The 23,710-nt window shown below is 49.4% G+C and carries 23 protein-coding genes; 8 read left to right on the top strand and 15 right to left on the bottom strand.

All coding sequences use genetic code 11. The features are described from left to right. Positions 1-15 precede the first annotated feature (15 nt). On the bottom strand, positions 16-618 hold the full coding sequence (locus tag MYB54_RS01885; RefSeq protein ID WP_014916833.1) for a LysE family translocator: 603 nt from the start codon (positions 616-618) through the stop codon (positions 16-18). A 106-nt stretch (positions 619-724) separates the two neighbouring features. Between MYB54_RS01885 and MYB54_RS01880 the strand changes: the two genes are divergently transcribed. The 3 genes from MYB54_RS01880 (at position 725) to MYB54_RS01870 (ending at position 2,992) form a co-directional block, all read left to right on the top strand. Continuing rightward, positions 725-1,765 carry a hydrolase gene (locus MYB54_RS01880; protein ID WP_014916834.1) on the top strand — a complete coding sequence of 347 codons (1,041 nt, stop codon included), beginning with the start codon at positions 725-727 and terminating at the stop codon, positions 1,763-1,765. After that, positions 1,762-1,998 carry a YheU family protein gene (locus tag MYB54_RS01875; protein ID WP_010277524.1) on the top strand — a complete coding sequence of 79 codons (237 nt, stop codon included), beginning with the start codon at positions 1,762-1,764 and terminating at the stop codon, positions 1,996-1,998. Before MYB54_RS01880 ends, MYB54_RS01875 begins: the two co-directional genes overlap by 4 nt. 124 nt (positions 1,999-2,122) lie before the next feature. Then, a complete protein-coding gene (locus MYB54_RS01870) occupies positions 2,123-2,992 on the top strand; it encodes a phosphoribulokinase (RefSeq protein WP_010297039.1) in 870 nt (289 codons plus the stop codon). Positions 2,993-3,105: 113 nt separating this feature from the next. Here MYB54_RS01870 and MYB54_RS01865 read toward each other — a convergent pair whose 3' ends face one another. Continuing rightward, positions 3,106-3,513, bottom strand: a complete 408-nt coding sequence (locus MYB54_RS01865; protein WP_014916835.1) for an OsmC family protein — start codon at positions 3,511-3,513, stop codon at positions 3,106-3,108. Between the two features lie 375 nt (positions 3,514-3,888). Here MYB54_RS01865 and crp point away from each other — a divergent pair, with 375 nt between their 5' ends. Continuing rightward, positions 3,889-4,521: a cAMP-activated global transcriptional regulator CRP gene (gene crp, locus MYB54_RS01860; protein WP_004090925.1), complete on the top strand. Its 633-nt coding sequence runs from the start codon at positions 3,889-3,891 to the stop codon at positions 4,519-4,521. A gap of 223 nt (positions 4,522-4,744) precedes the next feature. On the opposite strand, the gene argD is transcribed toward crp, so the two are convergent. The 6 genes from argD to MYB54_RS01830 all read right to left on the bottom strand — a co-directional run bounded on the left by argD (position 4,745) and on the right by MYB54_RS01830 (position 8,769). Then, complete coding sequence (gene argD, locus MYB54_RS01855; protein ID WP_014916836.1) at positions 4,745-5,971, bottom strand: bifunctional acetylornithine/succinyldiaminopimelate transaminase; 1,227 nt, start codon at positions 5,969-5,971, stop codon at positions 4,745-4,747. 119 nt (positions 5,972-6,090) lie between these two features. Further along, positions 6,091-6,666 (bottom strand): aminodeoxychorismate synthase component II, encoded by a 576-nt coding sequence (locus MYB54_RS01850; RefSeq protein WP_248721447.1) that lies wholly within the window; start codon positions 6,664-6,666, stop codon positions 6,091-6,093. A gap of 274 nt (positions 6,667-6,940) precedes the next feature. Continuing rightward, positions 6,941-7,615, bottom strand: coding sequence for a hypothetical protein (locus MYB54_RS01845; protein ID WP_248721446.1), 675 nt, complete (start codon positions 7,613-7,615; stop codon positions 6,941-6,943). A 3-nt stretch (positions 7,616-7,618) separates the two neighbouring features. Then, positions 7,619-7,921: a 2Fe-2S iron-sulfur cluster-binding protein gene (locus MYB54_RS01840; RefSeq protein WP_248721445.1), complete on the bottom strand. Its 303-nt coding sequence runs from the start codon at positions 7,919-7,921 to the stop codon at positions 7,619-7,621. 184 nt (positions 7,922-8,105) lie between these two features. Continuing rightward, positions 8,106-8,420, bottom strand: a complete 315-nt coding sequence (locus MYB54_RS01835; RefSeq protein ID WP_248721444.1) for a hypothetical protein — start codon at positions 8,418-8,420, stop codon at positions 8,106-8,108. Between the two features lie 94 nt (positions 8,421-8,514). Further along, positions 8,515-8,769, bottom strand: coding sequence for a hypothetical protein (locus MYB54_RS01830; protein ID WP_039549969.1), 255 nt, complete (start codon positions 8,767-8,769; stop codon positions 8,515-8,517). A gap of 854 nt (positions 8,770-9,623) precedes the next feature. On the opposite strand from MYB54_RS01830, the gene pelA reads away from it, so the two are divergent. From pelA to pelZ, 4 genes are all read left to right on the top strand, one after another. Further along, positions 9,624-10,748, top strand: coding sequence for a pectate lyase PelA (gene pelA / locus MYB54_RS01825; protein ID WP_248721443.1), 1,125 nt, complete (start codon positions 9,624-9,626; stop codon positions 10,746-10,748). Positions 10,749-11,415: 667 nt separating this feature from the next. Continuing rightward, positions 11,416-12,543: a pectate lyase PelB gene (gene pelB, locus MYB54_RS01820; RefSeq protein WP_014916841.1), complete on the top strand. Its 1,128-nt coding sequence runs from the start codon at positions 11,416-11,418 to the stop codon at positions 12,541-12,543. A gap of 711 nt (positions 12,544-13,254) precedes the next feature. Further along, positions 13,255-14,379, top strand: coding sequence for a pectate lyase PelC (gene pelC / locus MYB54_RS01815; protein WP_248721442.1), 1,125 nt, complete (start codon positions 13,255-13,257; stop codon positions 14,377-14,379). 176 nt (positions 14,380-14,555) lie between these two features. Continuing rightward, entirely contained in the window at positions 14,556-15,833 is a 1,278-nt protein-coding gene (gene pelZ / locus MYB54_RS01810) for a pectate lyase PelZ (protein ID WP_248721441.1), read from the top strand. A 291-nt stretch (positions 15,834-16,124) separates the two neighbouring features. Here pelZ and ppiA read toward each other — a convergent pair whose 3' ends face one another. The 7 genes from ppiA to MYB54_RS01775 form a co-directional block, all read right to left on the bottom strand. After that, the gene (gene ppiA, locus MYB54_RS01805; RefSeq protein ID WP_205550081.1) at positions 16,125-16,697 is read right to left on the bottom strand and encodes a peptidylprolyl isomerase A; all 573 of its coding nucleotides are present in this window, start codon (positions 16,695-16,697) and stop codon (positions 16,125-16,127) included. 209 nt (positions 16,698-16,906) lie between these two features. Next, positions 16,907-17,683 carry an ABC transporter ATP-binding protein gene (locus tag MYB54_RS01800; protein WP_202618495.1) on the bottom strand — a complete coding sequence of 259 codons (777 nt, stop codon included), beginning with the start codon at positions 17,681-17,683 and terminating at the stop codon, positions 16,907-16,909. Between the two features lie 44 nt (positions 17,684-17,727). Next, complete coding sequence (locus MYB54_RS01795) at positions 17,728-18,615, bottom strand: ABC transporter ATP-binding protein (protein ID WP_371928259.1); 888 nt, start codon at positions 18,613-18,615, stop codon at positions 17,728-17,730. Then, positions 18,587-19,468, bottom strand: a complete 882-nt coding sequence (locus MYB54_RS01790) for an ABC transporter permease (RefSeq protein WP_100018545.1) — start codon at positions 19,466-19,468, stop codon at positions 18,587-18,589. The genes MYB54_RS01795 and MYB54_RS01790 overlap by 29 nt, the downstream gene beginning before the upstream one ends. Before the next feature lie 38 nt (positions 19,469-19,506). Continuing rightward, on the bottom strand, positions 19,507-20,547 hold the full coding sequence (locus MYB54_RS01785; RefSeq protein ID WP_010277605.1) for an ABC transporter permease: 1,041 nt from the start codon (positions 20,545-20,547) through the stop codon (positions 19,507-19,509). A gap of 132 nt (positions 20,548-20,679) precedes the next feature. Further along, the gene (locus tag MYB54_RS01780) at positions 20,680-22,290 is read right to left on the bottom strand and encodes an ABC transporter substrate-binding protein (RefSeq protein WP_039288682.1); all 1,611 of its coding nucleotides are present in this window, start codon (positions 22,288-22,290) and stop codon (positions 20,680-20,682) included. A gap of 99 nt (positions 22,291-22,389) precedes the next feature. Continuing rightward, entirely contained in the window at positions 22,390-23,544 is a 1,155-nt protein-coding gene (locus tag MYB54_RS01775) for a mandelate racemase family protein (RefSeq protein ID WP_010297089.1), read from the bottom strand. Positions 23,545-23,710 lie beyond the last annotated feature (166 nt).

The following is a 23,710-nucleotide window of genomic DNA, read 5'->3' as shown; positions in this document are numbered from 1 at the left end:
TTCATCAACGAAGTATTAATGCCAGATCAACAGCACGCAGGCAGCGGTCAGCAGGCCCATTGATACATTAAAGATAATCCACGCTTTCTTACTGCGCAGCAGTCGCCCAATCATCGTGCCAAACCCAAGCCAGATAACACCGGACACCAGATTGACCAGCACAATCCCGATGCTTATCGCGATAACAGACTGGTTATAGCCTTCCCCCGCCAGACTAAAACTGGCCACCGCGCCCAGCGCCATGAGCCACGCTTTCGGGTTCAGGAATTGCAGCAACCACCCTTGATAAAGCCGGATCGGCTGGGGCGGTGCAATGGACGTTTCCAGACGTTCGTAAGCCGCCGTGGCAATTTTCCACGCCAGCCAGAGCAGATAGGCACTGCCGAGGACTTTCAGAATAAAGTGCAGCGAAGGGTAAATCAGAATCAAACCACCGACACCGAATGCCACCAGCAGCAAAATGCTCTGCATGCCCAGCATGATGCCGACCATCAACCACAGTGAGCGCATAAAGCCAAAATTCGCGCCCGAGGTGGTCAACAGCATATTATTCGGCCCCGGCGTGATGGCCGCTACCCACAAAAACCCCAACATCGAAAGAAATAAACTCAGTTCCATTATTTGTGGGCGCTCCTGACCCAAATGTCGTACCAACTGGCAGCATTGAAGCTAACAGTGTGATATTGATCGTACAAGAGCCGACAACAAGATTTCTATATCCTTTATGTATGACCATTTTCGTCCGCTGAGCGGCGCGCATAATCCACATCTGCAAACGCTATTGCCGCGTCTGATCCGCCGTCATGCGCAATTCTCGCCAGTCTGGCAGCCACTTGAATTGCCGGATGGCGATTTCGTCGATCTGGCCTGGAGCGAAGCCCCCGAACAGGCACGGCACAAACCGCGCGTGGTGCTGTTCCACGGCCTAGAAGGTAGCTTTCATAGCCCCTACGCTCACGGCCTGCTGCATGCCTGTAAGCAGCGCGGCTGGTTGGCCGTCATCATGCATTTTCGTGGATGCAGCGGTAAGCCCAACCGGATGAAGCGCATTTATCATTCCGGCGAAACCAGCGATGCCAGTTATTTCCTGCGCTGGATGCAGGAGACGCTGGGCGATGCCCCTACCGCCGCCATCGGCGTGTCCCTCGGCGGCAACATGCTGGCCTACCTGCTCGCGCAGCAAGGCGAAGCCTGTTCACTGTCCGCGGCCGTTATTGTTTCCGCACCACTGATGCTCGAACCCTGTAGCCGTCGGATGGAACAAGGCTTCTCCCGCGTCTACCAGCACTATCTGCTGCGCCTGTTGAAACAAAACGCCGGCCGCAAGCTGGCGGCTTACCCAGATACGCTGCCAATTCAGTTGCCGCAGCTGAAGCGAATTCGCCAGCTACGCGAGTTTGATGACGTCATTACTTCACGTATCCACGGCTTCCGCGATGCAGCAGACTACTACCGACGCTGTAGCGCTCTGCCGCTGTTGCCTCAGATACGTAAACCGTTGCTCATCATCCATGCGAAGGACGATCCTTTCATGACTTCAGAGGTGATTCCCGATCTGTCGCAGTTACCGTCTAATATTGAGTATCAGCTAACGGAACATGGCGGGCATGTCGGCTTCGTCGGCGGAACGTTGCTGAAACCGGAAATGTGGCTGGAACAGCGCATTCCCAACTGGCTTAGCCCATTTTTGGACCAGGCCAGCGACTCTTTTCCTTCAGGAACCGTTTTTACTCAGGAACCCTTTGAATCAGGAAACATAGCGTGATTATTCCCTGGCAACAGCTCGATCCAGAAACGCTGGATAACATCATCGAATCTTTCGTTCTGCGGGAAGGCACCGATTATGGCGAACAGGAGCGTTCGCTGGCGCAGAAAGTGGAAGATATCCGCGGCCAACTCCAGTCTGGCGAGGTGGTGTTGGTGTGGTCTGAGTTGCATGAAACCCTCAATATCATGCCGCGTAACCAGCTCAATTCCGGAGGTCATGCCCCCTATTGAGCATGCCGAAAGTCGTGAAAGAACGCGCCAAACATGCTAACAATGATGACAATTACGTCTTTTTTGAGGATGCGCGCAGGCCTTCGGTCTACGCGGGCATCGCGATCACGGAGTCACGCACCTTATGTCACATCAGCATCCGATTATTGCGGTTACCGGCTCCAGCGGAGCGGGAACCACGACAACCAGTCTGGCCTTCCGTAAGATTTTCCAGCAGTTTGATCTGCGTGCCGCCCAGTTAGAAGGCGATAGCTTTCACCGCTATACCCGCCCGGAAATGGATATGGCGATTCGTAAAGCGCGTGATTCAGGGCGCCACATCAGCTATTTCGGCCCGGAAGCGAATGATTTCAGCCTGCTGGAACAGTCGTTTATCGAATATGGCCTGCACGGGCGCGGCCAGACGCGTAAATACCTTCATACCTACGATGAAGCAATTCCCTATAATCAGGTTCCCGGAACGTTCACGCCGTGGGAGCCAATGCCGGAACCCACCGACATCCTGTTCTATGAAGGGCTCCACGGCGGCGTAGTCACAGAGCAAAATGATGTGGCACAGCATGTGGATTTACTCGTCGGCGTGGTGCCGATCGTCAACCTGGAATGGATTCAAAAGCTGATTCGTGACGTTAATGAGCGCGGCCACTCGCGTGAAGCGGTGATGGATTCCGTCGTCCGCTCAATGGAAGATTACATCACCTATATCACGCCACAGTTCTCTCGCACACACATCAACTTCCAGCGTGTGCCTACCGTAGACACCTCCAATCCGTTCGCCGCCAAATCGATTCCATCACTGGACGAAAGCTTCGTCGTGATTCATTTTCAGGGATTGGACAATATTGATTATCCCTATCTGCTCGCCATGTTGCAGGGTTCCTTTATCTCCCACATCAACACGCTGGTCGTTCCCGGCGGGAAGATGGGATTGGCGATGGAATTAATCATGGCGCCGCTGGTACAGCGGTTAATTGAAGGGAAAACCATCGAATAAGCATCGAGATACACGGGGCGACCACAGGGGTGAGGCCTCCCTACGAGAACCTCCCCCTGTGTTTCCCCTAATAACAGGCTTAAGTGACCAGAATGAGTGCCCAGAGAAAGGGATTATTCCAGTACTCTAATTTCGTGGCTGTGCGTTACCTCAACGGCTTTACCCAGCATCAGTGCCACAGAGCAGTATTTTTCCGCCGACAGTGCGACGGCTCGTTCAACAACTTTGTCGGTCAATCCTTTTCCCGTCACGATAAAATGCAGATTGATGTGGGTAAATAAACGCGGCGCGTCAGACCGACGCTCTGACGTTAATTTCACTTCACAATCCGCTACATCGTTGCGGCCTTTTTGCAGAATCGATACCACATCAATCGCACTGCATCCCCCCACAGACATCAGCACCATTTCCATCGGACTGGGCGCTTTATCACCGGAATTGCCGTCCATCAATATCTGATGTCCTGATGCGGATTCGCCCAAAAACGTTAAGCCTTCAACCCATTTTACCCGTGCCTGCATGATGCCTCTCCACTAAAAATTTTTTGAAAATTTATACCGTTACTGTACAAAAACCAGCGTTAATCAGCGCTTTGTCATGCTGAAGCGAGACAACACAAGACACGTCCTTAAAGCTGTGTTAAAACGAAAATAGAATAGACCTTTTCTGGACAAACCCAGAAACGAAGAAGATGATGACCTGGCCAGACATACCCCAGCCACGTTTACGGTGCGGCAAGGCAGCAACCGGAAAATAAAGGGTACAGTGGTTTCAGTATATTCCCTGACGTCATTCTGCCTAGACTGAATTTTATTTTTTTAGCAGTTAAACACGCCGTACAGGGAACTCTGACCCCTGTAATTTGCGCAGTGAATTACAACAGAGGATGATAGCGAATGGTTCTCGGCAAACCGCAAACAGATCCAACTCTCGAATGGTTCCTTTCCCATTGTCATATTCACAAGTATCCATCGAAGAGCACGCTGATTCACCAAGGTGAAAAAGCAGAAACGCTTTACTACATCGTGAAAGGCTCTGTCGCAGTGCTAATCAAAGATGAAGAAGGCAAGGAAATGATTCTTTCCTACCTCAATCAGGGCGATTTTATCGGCGAGCTCGGCCTGTTTGAAGAAGGTCAGGAGCGCAGCGCCTGGGTGCGGGCAAAAACTGCCTGTGAAGTGGCTGAAATTTCCTATAAAAAATTCCGCCAGCTCATCCAGGTTAACCCGGATATCCTCATGCGTCTGTCTGCGCAAATGGCCAGCAGACTTCAGGTTACCTCTGAGAAAGTCGGCAACCTCGCCTTCCTTGATGTGACCGGCCGTATTGCCCAAACCCTACTCAACCTGGCCAAACAACCTGATGCCATGACGCATCCAGATGGCATGCAAATAAAAATTACCCGTCAGGAAATTGGGCAAATCGTTGGCTGCTCGCGTGAAACCGTGGGCCGCATTCTGAAAATGTTAGAAGACCAGAACCTGATCTCTGCACACGGTAAAACGATTGTCGTTTACGGCACTCGCTAAGCCCCTGTCGCTGTACCCTACCAATAAAAAAGCGTGAAGCCTCGGCCTCACGCTTTTTTTATGGCGAGCTTCCTGCTCACCACCCTACGGGTCGTTGCTAACGCAACGCTGAAAAACGTTCCCTGCGTTTTTTTATGGCGTGCCATCCCTGGCCGCCACCCTAACGGGCCGTCGCAAGCGACGTTGAAAAACGTTCCCTACGTTTTTTTATGGCGTAACGTAATCAGTTTGCTGCGTTAACGACCTGCGCGACGGCTTTAGCGAATTTCGCCATCCCCTGCGCAATATCATCTTCATCAATGATCAACGACGGTACAAAGCGGATCACATTCGGCCCAGCCATCAGCACCATAAGCCCCTGAGACGTTGCCGCCGCCAGAAACTCGCCCGCACGACCATGCCATTGCGGTTTCAGTTCTGCACCCAGCAGCAAACCCATACCGCGAACCTGTTCGAATACACCGAACTGCTGATTGATTTTCTCAAGCTCACTGACAAAGCGATCGTGGCGATCCGCCACGCCTGACAGCACTTCTGGCGTATTGATAATATCCAGCGCGGCTTCCGCCACCGCACAGGCCAGCGGGTTGCCGCCATAGGTGGTGCCGTGTACCCCAACCGTCATGGCCGATGCGATCTCTTCCGTCGTCAGCATTGCACTAATTGGGAAACCACCGCCCAGTGCTTTAGCCGTTGTGAGAATATCCGGCGTAATGCCGTAGTGCATGTAGCTGAATAGTTTGCCAGTACGCCCCATTCCGCTCTGCACTTCATCAAACACCAGCAGCGCCTTGTGCTGATCGCACAGATCGCGAACGCCTTGTAAAAATTCAGGCGTAGCAGGCGTAATCCCCCCTTCACCCTGAACCGGTTCCAGCACGACTGCACAGGTATGATCGTCCATCACCGCTTTAACAGCAGCCAGATCGTTGAAGGGTACATGAACAATATCGGCAGGCTTAGGCCCGAAGCCATCGGCATATTTAGGCTGTCCGCCGACCGAAACGGTGAACAGCGTCCGACCATGGAATGCATTGTAGAAGGAGATGATCTTGGTTTTATACGGACTATGGCGTTTAACCGCATAGTGACGCGCCAGCTTAAAGGCAGCTTCGTTGGCCTCGGCACCGGAGTTAACAAAGAACACACGGTCGGCAAAAGTCGCATCAATCAATTTGCTGGCGAGGCGCAACGCAGGCTCATTAGTGAAAATATTGCTGGTATGCCACAGCTTTTCACCCTGCTGCTGCAACGCATTCACCAATGCAGGATGACAGTGACCCAGCGCCGTAACCGCAATACCGCCGGAGAAATCGATATACTCGCGACCGTCCTGATCCCAGACGCGGCTCCCTTTACCTTTCACGGGTACAAACTTCGCGGGTGCATAAACTGGCAAAATCACTTTATCGTGAGTATCCCGTGTCACTGCTTTCTGCTCTGCTGCCATTTGCTGCCTCACTCTGCTGTCCATCATATCGGAATGAAAATATAGTCACTAAATATGCATAAAAAATCAATTTCAGGCAATATTAAATCGGCTACTGAGGAGAATAACTTTCTATATCGCTAAATTTTAAGGAAATTATCCAAAAGCTGATGCCCTTGCTGGCTAAGAATGCTCTCTGGGTGAAACTGCACCCCTTCCAGCGGCAATGCGCGATGGCGAATCCCCATAATCTCATCACGCTTTCCTTCATGTTCGCTCCAGGCCGTGACTTCAAAGCAATCGGGTAGCGAGGCGGAATCAATAATGAGTGAATGATAACGGGTGACCGTCAACGGCTGTGCCAACCCCGTGAAAACCCCCGTATCGCTATGCGCAATCGCTGAGGCTTTCCCGTGCATGACCTGCCGTGCCCGCACCACACGCGCGCCGAACGCCTGTCCCATCGCCTGATGGCCAAGACACACGCCCAAAATAGGCAATTTATCGGCAAAGTGACGGATTGCAGCCAGTGAAATGCCCGCCTCGTCCGGCGTACAAGGGCCCGGTGAAATAACCAACCGCTCAGGCGCAAGCTGTTCAATCTCACGCAGCGTCAGTTCATCATTACGCTTCACCACAACCTGTGCACCAAGCTCACAAAAGTATTGGTAAAGGTTGTAGGTAAAGGAGTCGTAGTTATCGATAATTAGCAGCATATTGACTTAATCTTTTGATAGATATTGGTTATTTAAATTAACTCCACGTTTGATACCAGCAATAATACCCGAAAATTATGTCGATGCGTTTTTCATAGGCGAGTGCAACACAGGTTATTGCATCTGTATACGCGATTAGAAGGATGACACGACGTTGACGCTAGCTGCATCCAGAGGCGAGTGGATGATAGGAGGCAGAGATTCCAAATGAAATTGGAGAACAGTGCGGAATCTCTGGTTTGGTTCTATATTGATTAAGCGACAAGCATGATCGTTAAACGTCATCCAGGATAAAGGTTATTGGTACCTGATAAAAACCATCAACATATTCAGGCCTTAGCTCAGCAACGGAGCTATCTGGCTTTTCCCCATATAGTTTGATTGCTATATCTGTCAGAGTGTTAGTCGTTACAGCATCTTTCGCGCTAGACTGGAATATGCCTATCGATGATAAATAATCCAGGGGGAAATTAAACCGATAGACGCCAAATTTATTTTCATTTCGGATAATAATATCCATGGGATTCATAATCTTATTGCCTTTTAACGACAATTTAGGAATGTAGGTTGTGAACTCGACAGGCGCTTCATCTCTAATTTCGGCCCACGTGACATTGCAACTCTGATTCGCAGAAGCAAGTTTTCCTTTCGCTTTGAAGGCATCAGAAAGGCATAAGCCAACTTTGCTTCCGGTTAAAGGTTCCATCGTAGACTTACGGATAACGTTAATAATAAATTTTACAGCATCCTGCTGTGTTGATTTAACGGAATTACACTGACCTTTTTTAAAGATAAATTTATCCAACCGTTCATTAATATCATCCCTGTTATTAATTAATGCTGCATTTATTAATATGGATTTTCCACCGACTTCACTGTGTGCTTTATATGTCAGGCTACATAGGCTGAATGCAACACCGGATAAGATAAAAGTCCTTCTGCTAATCATTACTCAGTCCTCCAGGCTCATCAACTCATCCTCAGCATGGGACATTATTGTCATGTTTGATGAAGGGTATGTTACACAGGATAATATATACATTCCTTGTTGGGCAGTGTTGAGGAACGACTGATCGCTATCCTGGTAACTACCAGATATCACCGTGCATGCGCAAGATGAGCAGGCACCAGCCCGACAGCTATAGGGAAGGTCTATTCCGGCCTGCTCAGCAGCATCAAGTATATAGGTATCATCACTGCATGTTATTGTATCCGTTTTACCGCAATTTAATATAGTTATAGTATATTTAGCCATAATGTATCATCCTTTGAAATTATTAATTAAATACAATCCATTAAGATGCATAGTTTATAAAACCACTACCTATTTATTAATCTAATTATCAATACTATTGTAATACCAATGAATAGAGCGTTTATTAATTTCACTTTATTATACTCACTCTAATAGCATGGCTTTTCTTGAATTCAAAAATGGATCAGAACGTACACATCGGAATCATTCCTTTGCACTGAGTAACACAAGCGTGGAAGCGCGAACTTCCATAATCACCAGGAATACCAATGAGATAGGAGCACTCCGCAATACATTGCTCTATCTCTTTAATGGAAATATTGTTATTAATAACAACATCATCTATTGTTTTATTTTTAACAACGCAAGATTTATCACTTTCTATAAAATTTGCTTTCCCATTTAAAAATTTAATAGAGACAATTTTATTTTCTGAACCCACTGCGTTGCTAGAAAACAAAAATAAAGATATAAAAAATGGAAAAATAATTGATAACATCGACATCCTTAACATAAATAAATCCTTTCAAGATATGCTAATAATCATTTAAACCCTATAATTCACTTCATTTCCCATTAGAAAAACCTAACCGTTATGCCTCATTCACATCCTTATTCACATAAACCGTGAAGCCGTCTGGTTTTAAATCGGGATGATCAATAGAAATATCATTTATCACCTTACCGGTTAAGGTATAAATTAAGTGCCCGGCAACATGCAGGCACCTTTCATACTCTTCCTGAGGTAATTCAGTTTTCAGCACCGCTAATTCTGCTTTGATTTGTTCGATAAGAATGATTGATTTATCAATTAAACTTGCTGCGATTTTTTTATCTGAAATGAACATATTACGATCCTGGTGATGTGTTTGAAAATGGCTTCCCTGTATTCCAATCACGCTACCTCTCACACATTTAACAGTCAAGAAAAACCAATCTTGTCAACAAAAAATATGTGGCGAAAATATTTATGCAGATAAACGGTTGCAACACATGGCCAGCCTCCCTCTTTTTAGTTATTTTTAGCGCTCCACAACAGTGAGCGGCAATCTTCAACGACACAACGTCTCTGCAAACAGAGGAAAATCGGGGCTATGTGTTTACACGATGTCAGAACATAAAGTTAGCACAATAATAATTACATAGATCACAAATAATTTATTTCCGTAATAACCATCTTTATTAATAGGCCTTATTTATTAGATTCATTACAGTAAACGATTACCCTGAAATTATTTTTAACAAAAAAACAATAACCACAAAAACCCATGAATTAATTAATTTTTTGAAAAAGGAAGAGGGTAGCCAGGTAAAAAAACCTTCCCATTGATATTTATTTTTAATTTTTGATGACGATCACAATTGCTAAGAAAGCGAATAAACCACGCATGTTAGATGGATAAAAAATAAAGAATCCAGATTGAAAAAACACATATTAAAAAACATAACTCAATGAATTTAAATGATTTAAATGGAAATTAGTTTCTATTTAAAAGCAATAAACACAAATCCTCTCAGCTGTCCTCTGTTATTTAATTAATATATTTAACGCCCCATCTTGTATTGTTTATTTTTTCTGTTAACACTTAGCTCGGTTTTATAGACAAACCTTAGTTTCATTTTTGTTGAAACAGCCTTTTTTATTACACAGGGTGTGTAGTGATAAATACCCAAGAAAATTCTATGTCAAGGAGAGTACATAATGAAATACCTACTGCCTTCTGCAGCCGCTGGGCTGTTGCTGATCGCTGCCCAACCGACAATGGCGGCAAATACGGGAGGTTATGCCACCACTGACGGCGGCGACGTTTCCGGTGCTGTGAAAAAAACCGCACGCTCTCTGCAAGAGATCGTCGATATCATTGAGGCCGCGAAAAAGGACTCAAGCGGTAAAGCAGTCAAAGGTGGCGCCTACCCGCTCGTCATTACCTATAACGGTAATGAAGATGCGCTAATCAAAGCTGCTGAAGCCAACATCTGCGGCCAATGGAGCAAAGATCCGCGCGGTGTAGAAATCAAAGAGTTCACCAAAGGGATCACCATCCTCGGTACCAACGGATCTTCCGCTAACTTCGGTATCTGGATGGTTAACTCTTCCAACGTTGTCGTGCGTAGTATGCGCTTCGGCTATATGCCGGGCGGGGCAAAAGATGGCGATGCCATCCGCATTGATAACACGCCGAACGTCTGGATCGACCACAACGAGATCTTCGCCAAGAACTTCGAATGCGCTGGTACGCCAGACAATGACACCACCTTTGAATCAGCGGTTGATATCAAGAAAGGGTCAACGAACGTCACGGTGTCCTACAACTATATCCATGGCGTGAAAAAGGTCGGGTTGAGCGGCTCAAGCAACACGGATACCGGTCGTAACCTGACTTATCATCACAATATTTACAGCGATGTTAACTCACGTCTGCCGCTGCAACGTGGTGGTCAAGTGCATGCTTATAACAACTTGTATGACGGTATCAAAAGTTCAGGCTTTAACGTCCGTCAGAAAGGGATCGCGCTGATCGAAAGTAACTGGTTCGAAAATGCACTCAACCCAGTGACTGCACGTAACGACGATTCCAACTTCGGTACTTGGGAACTCCGTAACAACAACATTACCAGCCCATCTGATTTTGCTAAATACAAGATCACTTGGGGTAAACCGTCTACTCCGCACATCAATGCGGATGACTGGAAGAGCACCGGTAAATTCCCAGCCGTTCCGTATAGCTACTCACCAGTTTCCGCACAGTGCGTGAAGGATAAACTGGCAAACTATGCTGGCGTAGGTAAAAACCAGGCAGTCCTGACAGCAGCTAACTGTAAGTAAACGCGTTAAGCCCGACGCATGCATTCTGCGTCGGGTTCTTCCTGAGCGAGTGCTTCGGCCTCGCTCATTTTTAAGAAACCTGCGCAAGATTGTCAGCGTGACCTTCATGAAAATAGGCGTCATGCCAATGATAATTTAGCCAATAAACCGCGATGAATAATGAGGTCTATTTTTGGCTTATCACCTAAAGAAACGCCATATAGCGACTAATAATAATTATTTTTTAACAAACTAAAATTCACGATAAATTTGACGCATCACGTAAACAATATTGAATATGCCTGTGATAGTATATTTTGACTTAAGATGGTTTCCTTGCGCTAGCGGCAGTCATTGCCACAACCAAAATAATCATTTAAAACCCAACTAATAAAGAAACCCGATTGCATTTATTTCCTGCAAAAAAATAACTTTATGATTTTCTGTTACTTTAAAAGAAAATCATTTCTTATAAAATCCAAATTATCCAATCATCAGTATTACAAAATGTTTCAAACGTAATACATTTAACATTTCCCCCTTGAACTGATCTTATTTTTTGACCACACTCCCCCTTGGTTTTTCACCAAAACTGAGTTTCATTTTTGTTGAAAAATTTGTACCTGTTACATCGGGCATAGGGATCGATAAATGCCCATGAAAATTCTATTCCAAGGAGACAATCATAATGAAATACCTATTACCTACGGCAGCCGCGGGATTGTTATTACTCGCAGCTCAACCCGCGATGGCCGCAAATACGGGCGGCTATGCCACTACGGATGGTGGAGACGTATCCGGTGCCGTGAAAAAAACGGCACGTTCTATGAAAGAAATTGTGGATATTATTGAAGCCGCGCAAGTGGATTCAAAAGGCAAGAAAGTCAAAGGCGGTGCTTATCCGCTCTTCATTACCTATAACGGCAATGAAGATTCATTAATCAAAGCGGCTGAAAAGAATATCTGCGGCCAATGGAGTAAGGACGCCCGTGGCGTACAAATCAAAGAGTTCACCAAAGGCATTACTATCCAGGGCACCAATGGCTCATCCGCCAACTTCGGTGTTTGGATCGTGAATTCTTCTAACGTCGTGGTACGTAACATGCGCTTTGGCTATATGCCGGGCGGCGCACAAGACGGCGATGCCATTCGTATCGATAACTCACCGAACGTCTGGATCGACCACAACGAGATCTTCGCCAAGAACTTCGAATGCGCTGGTACGCCAGACAATGACACCACCTTTGAATCAGCGGTTGATATCAAGAAAGGGTCAACGAATGTCACGGTGTCCTACAACTACATCCACGGCATCAAGAAAGTCGGCCTGAGCGGTTCAAGTAGTTCGGATACGACAGCTCGTAACCTGACTTACCATCACAATATCTACCGCGATGTTAACTCACGCCTGCCACTGCAACGTGGTGGTCTGGTTCACGCGTACAACAACCTGTATGACGGCATCACCGGTTCAGGCTTTAACGTCCGTCAGAAAGGGAAAGCCCTCATCGAAAGCAACTGGTTCGAAAATGCGCTGAACCCAGTGACGGCACGTAACGACAGCTCCAACTTCGGTACCTGGGAGTTGCGTAATAACAACGTCATGAGCCCAGCCGACTTCGCGAAATACAAAATCACCTGGGGCAAACCGTCCTCCCCTCACATCAATGCGGATGACTGGAAGACCACAGGAAAATTCCCTACCGTCTCCTATAAGTACACTCCAGTTTCTGCGCAGTGTGTGAAGGATAAACTGGCAAACTATGCTGGCGTAGGTAAAAACCTGGCAGTACTGACAGCAGCTAACTGCAAATAAACGCGGCCAGGCTTTCTCTGTCGAATCAAGACAGGAAGCAATAAGCCTGAATGTCCCGCGGCCATGACTCTTCACGCTAAGACATGGTTCTATCCGAGCGAGCTCTAAGAGCTCGCTCGTTTTTTATGAAACTTACGCATGAGAGTGGATAGGCATTCCTAAAAAGTAGGCACAAATTAAATATCATGCTAATTATTTAGATATTAAATTAATAGCTTAATTTATTAATGAAGAAACCATTCTTTAATTAAGGATTAATCGATAAAAATAACAGAATTCAATCAACACAGGATTAATTAATAATTTGATCGGCATCAAATATTTCTTACGCAATCATCTCAATGAGGAAATTTTACTTATTTATTGATGTCGCTCACAGTTATCACCTCTATCAAATCGCATCCAACAGCGGGTAATAAAACGAAATATAATTTTATTTTTCATAAAAATTCAAAGCGGATTGATTTTAGAAAAAATGAAAAAAACATTACCTTTTAAAATAGTCACTTATTATCGATGCGTATTTCCATCTTCATTCAGCCCTATATATTTAATATCGAAATATTGAATTCTTTTGCTTTTATGGTAAGACTTAATTGGGATTTCAATAAACCTTGATTTCATTTTTATTGAAACACCAAAATAATATAATCTGGGCTATGTGGATCATAAATGCCCAAACAAAAATTCAATTCCAAGGAGAGTACCTTAATGAAATACCTACTGCCTTCTGCAGCCGCTGGGCTGTTATTGCTTGCGGCCCAACCAACGATGGCGGCAAATACGGGGGGTTATGCTACCACTGACGGTGGTGACGTTGCCGGTGCCGTGAAAAAAACGGCGCGCTCCATGCAAGACATCATTGATATCATCGAAGCCGCTAAGCTGGATTCCAAAGGTAAGAAAGTCAAAGGTGGCGCTTACCCGCTCGTCATCACCTATAACGGTAATGAAGACGCGCTGATCAAAGCCGCAGAGAACGATATCTGCGGTCAGTGGAAGAAAGACGCCCGCGGTGTAGAAATCAAAGAGTTCACCAAAGGCATTACCATCATCGGAACCAACGGATCGTCCGCCAACTTCGGGATCTGGCTGACAAAATCATCCGATATCGTCATCCGTAACATGCGTTTTGGTTACATGCCGGGCGGCGCGCAGGATGGTGATGCCATTCGTATCGATAACACGCCGAACGTCTGGATTGACCACAACGAGATCTTCGCGAAAAACTTTGAATGCGCAGGTACAAAAGACGGTGACACCACATTCGAATCCGCGATTGATATCAAGAAAGCCTCAACCAACGTGACGGTGTCGTACAACTACATTCACGGTATCAAAAAAGTCGGGCTGAGCGGCTTCAGCAGCAGCGATACGGGTCGTGACCTGACTTACCATCACAATATTTACGACGACGTTAACGCTCGCCTCCCGCTGCAACGTGGCGGTCAGGTTCACGCGTACAACAACCTGTATACCGGCATCACCAGTTCTGGCCTGAACGTGCGTCAGAAAGGGATTGCGCTGATCGAACGTAACTGGTTCGAGAATGCGAAAAACCCAGTGACCTCGCGTTACGACGGTTCCAACTTCGGTACCTGGGAGCTGCGTAATAACAACGTTATGAGCCCAGCCGACTTCGCGAAATACAACATCACCTGGGATAAAGACTCCAAACCCTACGTGAATGCGGAAGACTGGAAAAGCACTGGCACATTCGCTTCTGTTCCTTACAGCTACTCTCCAGTTTCGGCACAGTGCGTGAAGGACAAATTGGCGAACTATGCTGGTGTGAACAAAAACCTTGCCGTGCTGACAGCAGCAAATTGCAACTAGTTGCGATGTGTAACGCGTGAAGGGTAAATAAGCAAACTGCAGGCTCCACCCCTCATTGTCCTGTGCTAACCGGAGCCTGCAAGCGCGCTTAACGCCCGTTGGTTTATCGTTCGGGCCACACTTGAGCGAGTCCTAAGGGCTCGCTCATTTTTATCGTTAATATTCAAGGAAATGAAATGAAACGTTCTCTTCTGTTCGCCGCACTGTTCAGCACTGGCTTAGTATTCAGTGTTGGCGTACCGATGGCTAGCGCCGCCACACCGGCAGCACCAGAGTTGAAAGGATTCGGAACGGATACGGTTGCAGGCAGCGGTGGACGCATTATTCGCGTCACAACGCTGGCCTCTTCCGGATCTGGTTCACTCAGGGAAGCGCTGGCCGCCAAAGGGCCGCGCATTATCGTTTTTGAGGTTGGCGGCATTATCGACCTGAATAAAAGTGACCTCCGGTTAACAGAACCGTTTGTCACCATCGCCGGTCAGACCGCTCCCTCTCCCGGTATCACCATCATTCGCGGTGGAATGGGGATCAGCACCCATGATGTGCTCATGCAGCATATTCGTTTTCGCATCGGCGATGCCGGTACGGGTAAAAAAAGCGGCTTTGAACGCGATGTTTCCATCAACGGCAAAGATGCCTACAACGTCGTGATCGACCATTCTAGCTTCGCCTGGGGTACGGACGAAAACCTGTCTATTTCCGGCCCACGCTATGACGGGCCGCAGGGCACCGCGCACCGCATCACACTCTCGAATAATATCGTTGCTGAAGGCCTATACGATTCGGCTCACACCAAAGGTATTCACTCGATGGGCACACTGGTTCACGATAACGTGACTGACGTATCGATTGTGGGCAGCCTCTATGCGCACAACAACGAGCGCAATGCCTGGTTCAAGGCTGGCTCTACAGGCGTCATGGTCAATAACCTGATCTACAACCCCGGCATCTGGGGTCTTCGCGTTGGTGGAGTAGCAAAAGAGTGGGAAGGGAAAACCATGCCTGCCAGCCCACGCGTCTCCGTGGCGGGTAACGTGATGCACTACGGCGCTAATACCAAAGCAGGTTTAGGATTGGTAGGAAGCAACAGCTCCGGCGATGTCTGGATGTCAGATAACCTCGCGTACGATGCCAAGGGCAAAGCCGCACCACAAACGTCAGGCAGCGGGATTACTTTACTCAAAGTATCCCCTATTTGGCCTGCGGGATTAACGGCATCACCGGCCAGCGCCGTCACCAATCAGGTACTACAAAGCGCAGGCGCACGCCCTAAAGATCGTGATGTTGTTGATAAACGTATCGTGGAGAATTTCAAACAGCGGAAAGGTAGCTTCGTGAATAGCCAGGAAGACGTCGGCGGCTATCCTGTTGCCACAGCAACCTACCGTCAGTTGAACGTGCCGAGCACCGGCGTGGACGCGTGGCTACAGCAAATGGCTAAAGCACTGGAATAACGCGGTAGTCGAGACGTTAATAACGCCTATCTACTCAATAAAACGGTGGTAATGGAATAGAAGAGTAAAGCGTTTGCGCCATGGACAAAAACGTCGCTTGCGACGACCCTGAAAGGGTGAATCTCAGGGATGAGATTCATATCTGCGCAAGCCGAGCGTACAGGGAAGTATTTACAGCGTCTTTACGATCTATCCATTACTACCCGCTCTGCTAGCTTTGTCAAAAACGCGAAAAGGCCACATCAGTGGCCTTTTTCGTATTCTCGGTTCTTTACTTATCTATCTTGCCGATCAGGGCAGCACTTTCGCAGACTGAATCACCACTGGCGTAGTCGGTACGTTCTGATAAGGCCCGACGTTTTTCGTTGGCACCTGAGAGATCTTATCCACGACGTCCATGCCCTTCACGACTTTACCGAACACGGCGTAGCCAAAATCACGCTGGCCGTGATCGAGGAACGCGTTGTCCGCGATGTTGATAAAGAACTGGCTGGTTGCACTGTCTTTATCAGACGTGCGTGCCATCGCGATCGTACCGCGCTGGTTACGTAAACCATTATCGGCTTCATTCTTGATCGGCGCGTTCGTCGCTTTTTGGCTCATTTCGCCAGAAAAGCCGCCGCCCTGCACCATAAAGCCAGGGATCACACGGTGAAACGTCGTCCCGTTATAAAAACCGTTGTTAACGTACTCGACGAAATTTTTTACCGAAACCGGTGCCTTTTGATTATCTAAAGACAGTTCGATATTGCCCGCGGACGTCGTCAACAGCACACGTGTGGTGGTGTCGGAAGCCGCAAAGGCGGGAGAAAATGCCGTCAGTGAAATAAGGGCTGCCGCAGCAACCAGAGTACGTTTGAACATGAGAATTCCTTTTTGAAGAGGCCGACTACAGAAAGCGTAATGATTGTAAGTATCCACACCCTTCAACGCTACCCATTTACCTTTTTTTACGTATAAAAGTCTGTTCGTAACCAACTGTGAGCGAAAACCTGTACGTAAGATAAAAAAAGGGCCGATTGCTCGGCCCTCATGATGATGATTATCGCGCAGCGCGCCTAGTCAATACGTACCTAGCCCATACGCTCCGAGCGCACCGCCAGATCGCGGCTGTACTGACGGCTAGCGTCCACCAGCATAGAGGTATACGCGTCCTTCGGTACATCGCTGGTCAGGTCGTCGGTTTCCAACGTTTCCAGTATTTTACCGTATTGCATCACCGCTACTTTATGGCACAGGTGGGAAATCACGCCCAAGTCATGCGTCACCATCAGGTAGGTCAGCTTTTCCTGCTGCTGCAACTCCGTCAGCAGGTTGAGAATTTCCGCCTGTACCGACACATCCAGCGCCGACGTCGGCTCATCCAACAGCAGCACTCTCGGTTCCAGAATCAGCGCTCGGGCAATCGCCACACGTTGACGCTGTCCACCCGAAAGCTGGTGCGGATAACGGCGGCGGAAGTGCGTTCCCAGCCCCACTTTCTCCAGCAAGGTATCGATACGATCGTCACGATCGTCAAAGCGGTGGATCGACAGCGGCTCTTCCAGAATCGACTCCACGGTATGACGGGGATGCAGCGATCCGTACGGATCCTGAAACACCATCTGCACCCGGCGACAGCGCGCCTGATCGATTCGGTGCGCCAGTTTCTTCCCGTCAATATGCAGCGTGCCTTCCCAATGATTAAAAAGCCCGGCCAGACACTTCAGCACCGTGGTTTTACCGGAACCCGACTCCCCTACCAGACCAAAGATATCGCCATCGTTGACGGTAAGGTTCACATCGTACAACACCTGATTCGCCGTGCTGCCCTGCCCAAAAGAGAGATTCAGGTTATTCACTTCGATCATCGGCTTGCGCTGACTCATTGCTTCAGTTGCCATGATTATCCCCTTTATCCATTGATCCAGGCTGGATCGCGATTCATCACCGGCAAACGCGGGCGTCGATGGTCGATATCCGGCAGAGAGTTCAGCAACCCACGCGTGTAAGGATGCTGCGCGTTGTCCAGATCGGCGGCAGCAATGGACTCCACGACGCGTCCGGCATACATCACCAGCACCCGATCGCAGAAGCTGCGTACCAGATTGATATCGTGGCTGATGAAAATCAGCCCCAGACCGCGCTCGCTGACCAGATCGTCCAGCATTGCCAGCACCTGCAAACGCACGGACACATCCAGTGCAGAGGTCGGTTCATCGGCAATCACGATTTCAGGTTCGGTAATCAGCATCATCGCAATCATGATGCGCTGCCCCTGCCCGCCCGAGATTTCATGAGGGTACAGATTGTAGACGCGCTCTGGCTGGCGAATACGCACCACATCCAGCATCGCCATGACCTTTGCCTTCGCCTCGCGGTGCGACACTTTATGGTGCGCCAGATACGCTTCGGCAATCTGATCGCCAACGCACACCACCGGGTTCAGCGAATATTTTGGGTCCTGCATAATCATAGAGATGCGCTTGCCGCGAATCTGACGCATCCGCGCCTCATCCGCTTTCAGCAGGTCGGTATCGCCGAAGCACAGTTTGTCTGCCGTAATCCGCGCGCTATGCGGATGCAGTTGCAGCAGCGCACGGCCGACCGTCGATTTACCGGAGCCAGATTCGCCGACAATAGCCAGCTTTTCACAGCCCAGCGCGAAGGAGACGCCGCGCACGGCGTCCGTCACGGCACCACGGTTCACGAAGCTTACCCGCAGATTTTCCACTTCCATCAGGGGCGAGCTTCCCGGCGCACGTTGAGAAGACTTATTCAGTTCTGGGATCGAGGATGTCACGTAGGCCGTCTCCAAGGAAGTTGAACGCCAGGCTGTTAATCAAAATCGCCAGCCCCGGAATAGTTACTAACCACCAGCACTCCATCATGTAACGACGACCCGCAGAGATCATCGCGCCCCATTCAGGATCGGGCGGCTGTGCCCCCAATCCCAGAAAGCCCAGACCCGCCGCGGTCAGAATGATGCCCGCCATATTCATGGTGATACGAATAATCACCGACGGCAGACACAGCGGCACAATGTGGTGCAGCAGGATGCGGATAGAGGATGCGCCTTGCAGCTTCACGGCAGAAACAAAGTCCGCGTGACGCAGCGACAGCGTCTCCGCCCTTGCCAGACGGGCAATCGGCGGCCAGGCTGTCAGCGTAATCGCAATCACCACATGCTCCAGACCTGGGCCAAGCGCTGCAACGAACGCCAGCGCCAACACCAGACTAGGGAACGAAATGAAGATATCGGTAATACGCATCAGGATAGTATCGACGATCCCGCCGTAATACCCTGCCACCACGCCCAGCGCCAGCCCGATAGGCCCCACGGTTACCGACACCAGCGCAACGATATACAGCGTGATGCGTGAACCATAGACCAGACGACTAAACACATCGCGCCCAAACTCATCGGTGCCAAAGTAATGCGCCGCACTCGGGGCCTGTAGCGCGTTAGCCAAATCCTGTACCAGCGGATCGTGCGTGGCGATCCACGGGGCGAAAATAGCGACCAAAATCAACATCAGCACAATCGCAGAACCAATCGCGGTCAGCGGATTGCGCATCATCGTCAAGAGAAACCCGCCGATTCGCGCACCGCGTAGCCGCAGGCGGCTCACACGTTTTTCCGGCGGTGTCCGCATTACCGATTCACGGCTGACTGGCGGCTCAGAGGAAATATTCATGCGTTCGTCCTCGGATCAAAGATTTGATACAACATGTCCGACAGCAGGTTAAGCGTCACGAAGATCAACCCGACTAGCAGCACACATCCCATAACCGCGTTCATATCCCCTAGCAGCAGGCTGCCTGTCAGATAGGAACCAAAACCAGGCCATGAGAAGACCGTTTCGATCAGTACCGCCCCTTCCAGCAGCGAGCCATACGCCAGCGCCACCACCGTCAAAAGCTGAACCAGAATATTGCGAAACGCGTGCGCCCAGACAACGCGGAACTCAGACAGCCCTTTCACTCGCGCAGTAATGATGTATTCCTGCGAAAGTTGAGCCAGCATGAAGCTACGCGTCATACGGCTGATATAGGCCAGCGAGTGGAAACCGAGAATCGTGGCTGGCAACACCAGATGGTTCAGCGCACTGCGGAACACATCCCACTCGCCCGCCAGTAGCGAATCCACCAGCAGCAGGCCGGTACGGTTCTCCACCAGGCCGTCGTAGGCCATATCAACCCGTCCGGCACCGCCCACCCAGTTCAGCCAGGCGTAGAACACCAGTAGCCCCATCATCCCGACCCAGAATATTGGCGTGGAATAACCGGCCAGACTGATAAAACGCACCACATAATCCGCCCACTTGCCGCGTCGCGCCGCAGCCAGCACGCCTAACGGCACGCCCAGACCGGCACCGACGATAATCGCCATGGTGGCAAGCTCGATGGTGGCAGGGAAAACGCGGATAATGTCATCCACGACCGGTCGCCCGGTCAGGAGGGCATTGCCCAAATCCCCATGCATTAGTGAATTGAAGTAAATAAAGAACTGCACATACAGCGGCTTATCCAACCCCAGCTGTTGGTAAACCTGTTGATAGGTACTTTGGTCGGCGTCCTGTCCGACAATAGCCAGGACTGGATCGATTGGCATCACGCGGCCGATCACGAAGGTCAGGATTAATAACCCGAACAGCGTGACGACGACCTGAAACAGACGTTTTGCCAAACGACGCAGTACTCCACCCGGCTTGATCCAATCAGAGAAAACCATGTTCTTTCTCCTGATATCCCGGTGAGCGGCGACAGCAAATCACCACTCACGCGGTCATCTCTTTTTAACGTATCTGATCGGGATGATTAGCCGGGAACGTATCGGCTAATCATCCGGTTTAACGTGTGGACACTAGCGCTGCTTATACACCTCACGCAGATGCGTCGTAGAAGACGGATGCGGCACATAGCCTTTCACGTCCTTACGCAACACCACAGAATCGATCATCTGCGACACCGGAATGATGGCCGGGAACAGTTCTTCATAGCGATTCTGCACGTTGATATACATCTGCTTCTGTTTCTGAGGGTCTTTCTCCAACAGCGCCTGATCGATCATGTCGTTCAGAGGCTTATCGTAGAAAGACGTGCGCCAGCCCTGGAAGTTGGTCAGTTTGGCTTCGTCGCTGTTATCTGGGTTATAGACAACAGAACGCAGGCTGGAGTGAGGATGTGGATCGACGCCGCCACCGCCGCGGCCAACCAGCATATCGAAGTTACGATCGCGCATTGCGCCGTAAACCTGATTACCGGTGCCGGAGATGATTTTGGCTTTGATGCCCGCCTGTGCCAACGTGGACTGTACCGATGTCGCCAGATTCAGGAACGGCTGATCGGACAAGACACGCAGCGTGGTTTCAAATCCATTCGGGTAGCCCGCTTCGGCCAGCAGTGCCTTGGCGCGTGGCACGTCCAGCTTGTAGCCAGGATCCGGCAACGTCGCATCCATCCCTTTCTGGATAGGACGCTGATGATAGAAACCATAGCCAGGCATCACCGTCTTATTAACGCCGTCGTAATCAATCAGGTAACGAACCGCTTCACGTACTTTCGGTTTGGCGAAGTATTCGTTCTTCAGGCTCATGGCAACGTAGTACAGCGTGCCTTTTTGCACCTCATCAACCACAACGTCTTTATCTTGTTTCAAGGCATTGATATCCGGCACCGACATGCCAGAGGCCACGTCAATATCGCCTTTTTCAATCATCAGGCGTAGCGCCTGTGATTCAGTCATGTGACGGAAAATCACGCGACGCATTTTCGCATCGCCCTGCCAGTTGTTCTCAACTTTGCTGATGCGCAGCACGTCTTTCGCCTGCCACACGTCCAGCTTGAACGGACCGGAACCGGCTTCATTCGTGGTCAGCCAGCCGTTACCCCAGTCGCCGTTTTTCTCATGCTGCATGACCGTTTTGCTATCCAGCACCGAGCCGCTACCCAGCGTCGCCAGCGAGTAGAGCACCAGTTTTGGATCGTTCGGTTTTGGCAGTTCGATTTCGACGGTGTGCGCGTCTTTGGCACGGATCATTTTCTCCACGTTTTCCGCGGTGAAGCCGTAGGATTTCCACGTCGTGGCCTGTGCCATGTTGAGGTTAAGCAGACGCTTCATCGACCAGGCGAAGTCTTGCGCCGTTACGGGGTTACCGGAATGAAATTTGGCGTTATCCACCAGATTGAAGGTAATGACCTTACCATCATCACTGACGCTCCAGCTTTTCGCCAGAGAAGGCTGGATGTTACTCAGGTTGGCGGGATCCAGCACCACCAGCGAGTCATAGAGGTTGACGATAATGCCCACCACTTCGTTACCGGTCATCGCGGCCGGATCGAGTGAGAGCATGTTGTTCATGTTCATCCCCACGATCAGCTGATCGTCAGGGGTTTTTGCCGATAGAATGGCCGGCGTAGCGGCCATGCAGAGTGAACCTAACAGCAGGGTACGGAGTATTGCTCGTGCTTTCATCATTATTCTCCAAGGTGTGGGAGCATGGAAGACGACAACTTTTTATTTTTTAGGTAAGGCTATCTTTCAGGTCGAACAAAAAACGATTAGAACAAAACGTTATTCTTTACTTAGGGTATGCTCCTCAATCCAGTCAAAATTAATATCTTCTCCCAGCCCTGGACGTTGCGGCAGATGCACAAAGCCCTCATTGTCCATTGGATCGACAATCGAATTCAAATACGCAGCAGGTTCGTCGTAATCGAGGAAAGGATGCAGCAGCCCGCGCTCATACCAGCGGCAGTTTTTGATCGCACCCACGACGTTGAGGTTTGGCGCGCCGTTACCGTGAACTTCGCAGTCCATACCGAAGGATTCCGCCAGACTCGCGACTTTCATACACGGCCAGAGACCGCCCACGCCTTGCACGCCCGCGCGTAAAATGTCGCATGCGCCTTCTTTAACCCAGTCAGCACGGCTGAAATATTTACCTGACAGACTTTCTGGCCCGATAACATCGATATCCAGACTCTTGGTCAGCCAGCTGTAAGACGCCATGCTCTGTTCTTCCATCGGCTCTTCAAACCAGGTGAAATCGAGCTTTTGCAGTTCACGGCCGATGTACAGTGCATCGCTGCGGCTGTACCAGTGGTAACCATCCAGCATCAGGCAGATATCCGGGCCGACCGCTTCACGTACTGCCGCACAAGCTTGTACGTCAATCTTCGGGCTAGGCGCGAATGACACCGGTGGCATCCAGGTATGCAACTTGATGGCTTTATAGCCGCGCTGCACCAGCTTTTCTGCGAACTGACCGTATTCCTCTGGCGTAGATAAGCCGCCTTCCAGCTCATCACCACACATGGTGCTGCCGTAAGCAGGGACTTTCTCACGATAGCCGCCGAGCAGCTTATGCACTGGCATGTTGAGCACGCGACCTTGCAGATCCCACAGTGCGGATTCCACAATCGACAGCGCACGGTCGGTCAGTTGGTTGGCGCTACCGCGCTGCCAGTGCACCAGATCCTGCCACAGGCGCTCACGGTCGAACGGGTTTTGCCCAATCAACACTTTGCGGAAGAAAGCATTAACGATATGAGGACGAATCACTTCCGGCGGAGCGAAAGCGTAGCCTTTTTGGCCGTCATCTGCCGTGATGGTTAACAGCGCCATCTTGGCCTGATTTTCAGGTCCCGGGTGTGAATGACCCGCACTGTCGGAAACCCGGCGTGTGGGATAAGTGAAGACGGTGACATCAATTGATTCTATTTTCACGTTGTTACCTGCCTTGATGTTTAACACAACTCATGTACAAGATTGACGAATGTAAGCCGTATAAATAATTAAAGAATAACTCCACTGACTGTGTTGGCCTTGTCGCTAAAAAACACCGCTATTTTTCTGGTACGACCTTATAAGTCGATCAATGTCACAGAAAAGA

It is taken from the genome of Pectobacterium nicotianae (assembly GCF_023272715.1).
Taxonomy (GTDB): Bacteria; Pseudomonadota; Gammaproteobacteria; order Enterobacterales; family Enterobacteriaceae; genus Pectobacterium; species Pectobacterium brasiliense.
This window is presented reverse-complemented; position numbering and strand designations above follow the sequence as displayed.

Bases quoted from the DNA above. Each gene is read 5' to 3' on its own strand.
- MYB54_RS01790 (WP_100018545.1), bottom strand. From the start codon at position 19,468: ATGCGGACACCGCCGGAAAAACGTGTGAGCCGCCTGCGGCTACGCGGT.
- MYB54_RS01785 (WP_010277605.1), bottom strand. From the start codon at position 20,547: ATGGTTTTCTCTGATTGGATCAAGCCGGGTGGAGTACTGCGTCGTTTG.
- pelB (WP_014916841.1), top strand. From the start codon at position 11,416: ATGAAATACCTATTACCTACGGCAGCCGCGGGATTGTTATTACTCGCA.
- MYB54_RS01865 (WP_014916835.1), bottom strand. From the start codon at position 3,513: ATGCAGGCACGGGTAAAATGGGTTGAAGGCTTAACGTTTTTGGGCGAA.
- pelA (WP_248721443.1), top strand. From the start codon at position 9,624: ATGAAATACCTACTGCCTTCTGCAGCCGCTGGGCTGTTGCTGATCGCT.
- MYB54_RS01885 (WP_014916833.1), bottom strand. From the start codon at position 618: ATGGAACTGAGTTTATTTCTTTCGATGTTGGGGTTTTTGTGGGTAGCG.
- MYB54_RS01870 (WP_010297039.1), top strand. From the start codon at position 2,123: ATGTCACATCAGCATCCGATTATTGCGGTTACCGGCTCCAGCGGAGCG.
- MYB54_RS01780 (WP_039288682.1), bottom strand. From the start codon at position 22,290: ATGAAAGCACGAGCAATACTCCGTACCCTGCTGTTAGGTTCACTCTGC.
- MYB54_RS01880 (WP_014916834.1), top strand. From the start codon at position 725: ATGTATGACCATTTTCGTCCGCTGAGCGGCGCGCATAATCCACATCTG.
- pelC (WP_248721442.1), top strand. From the start codon at position 13,255: ATGAAATACCTACTGCCTTCTGCAGCCGCTGGGCTGTTATTGCTTGCG.
- MYB54_RS01835 (WP_248721444.1), bottom strand. From the start codon at position 8,420: ATGTTATCAATTATTTTTCCATTTTTTATATCTTTATTTTTGTTTTCT.
- MYB54_RS01840 (WP_248721445.1), bottom strand. From the start codon at position 7,921: ATGGCTAAATATACTATAACTATATTAAATTGCGGTAAAACGGATACA.
- ppiA (WP_205550081.1), bottom strand. From the start codon at position 16,697: ATGTTCAAACGTACTCTGGTTGCTGCGGCAGCCCTTATTTCACTGACG.
- argD (WP_014916836.1), bottom strand. From the start codon at position 5,971: ATGGCAGCAGAGCAGAAAGCAGTGACACGGGATACTCACGATAAAGTG.
- MYB54_RS01830 (WP_039549969.1), bottom strand. From the start codon at position 8,769: ATGTTCATTTCAGATAAAAAAATCGCAGCAAGTTTAATTGATAAATCA.
- MYB54_RS01850 (WP_248721447.1), bottom strand. From the start codon at position 6,666: ATGCTGCTAATTATCGATAACTACGACTCCTTTACCTACAACCTTTAC.
- MYB54_RS01845 (WP_248721446.1), bottom strand. From the start codon at position 7,615: ATGATTAGCAGAAGGACTTTTATCTTATCCGGTGTTGCATTCAGCCTA.
- pelZ (WP_248721441.1), top strand. From the start codon at position 14,556: ATGAAACGTTCTCTTCTGTTCGCCGCACTGTTCAGCACTGGCTTAGTA.
- crp (WP_004090925.1), top strand. From the start codon at position 3,889: ATGGTTCTCGGCAAACCGCAAACAGATCCAACTCTCGAATGGTTCCTT.
- MYB54_RS01800 (WP_202618495.1), bottom strand. From the start codon at position 17,683: ATGATCGAAGTGAATAACCTGAATCTCTCTTTTGGGCAGGGCAGCACG.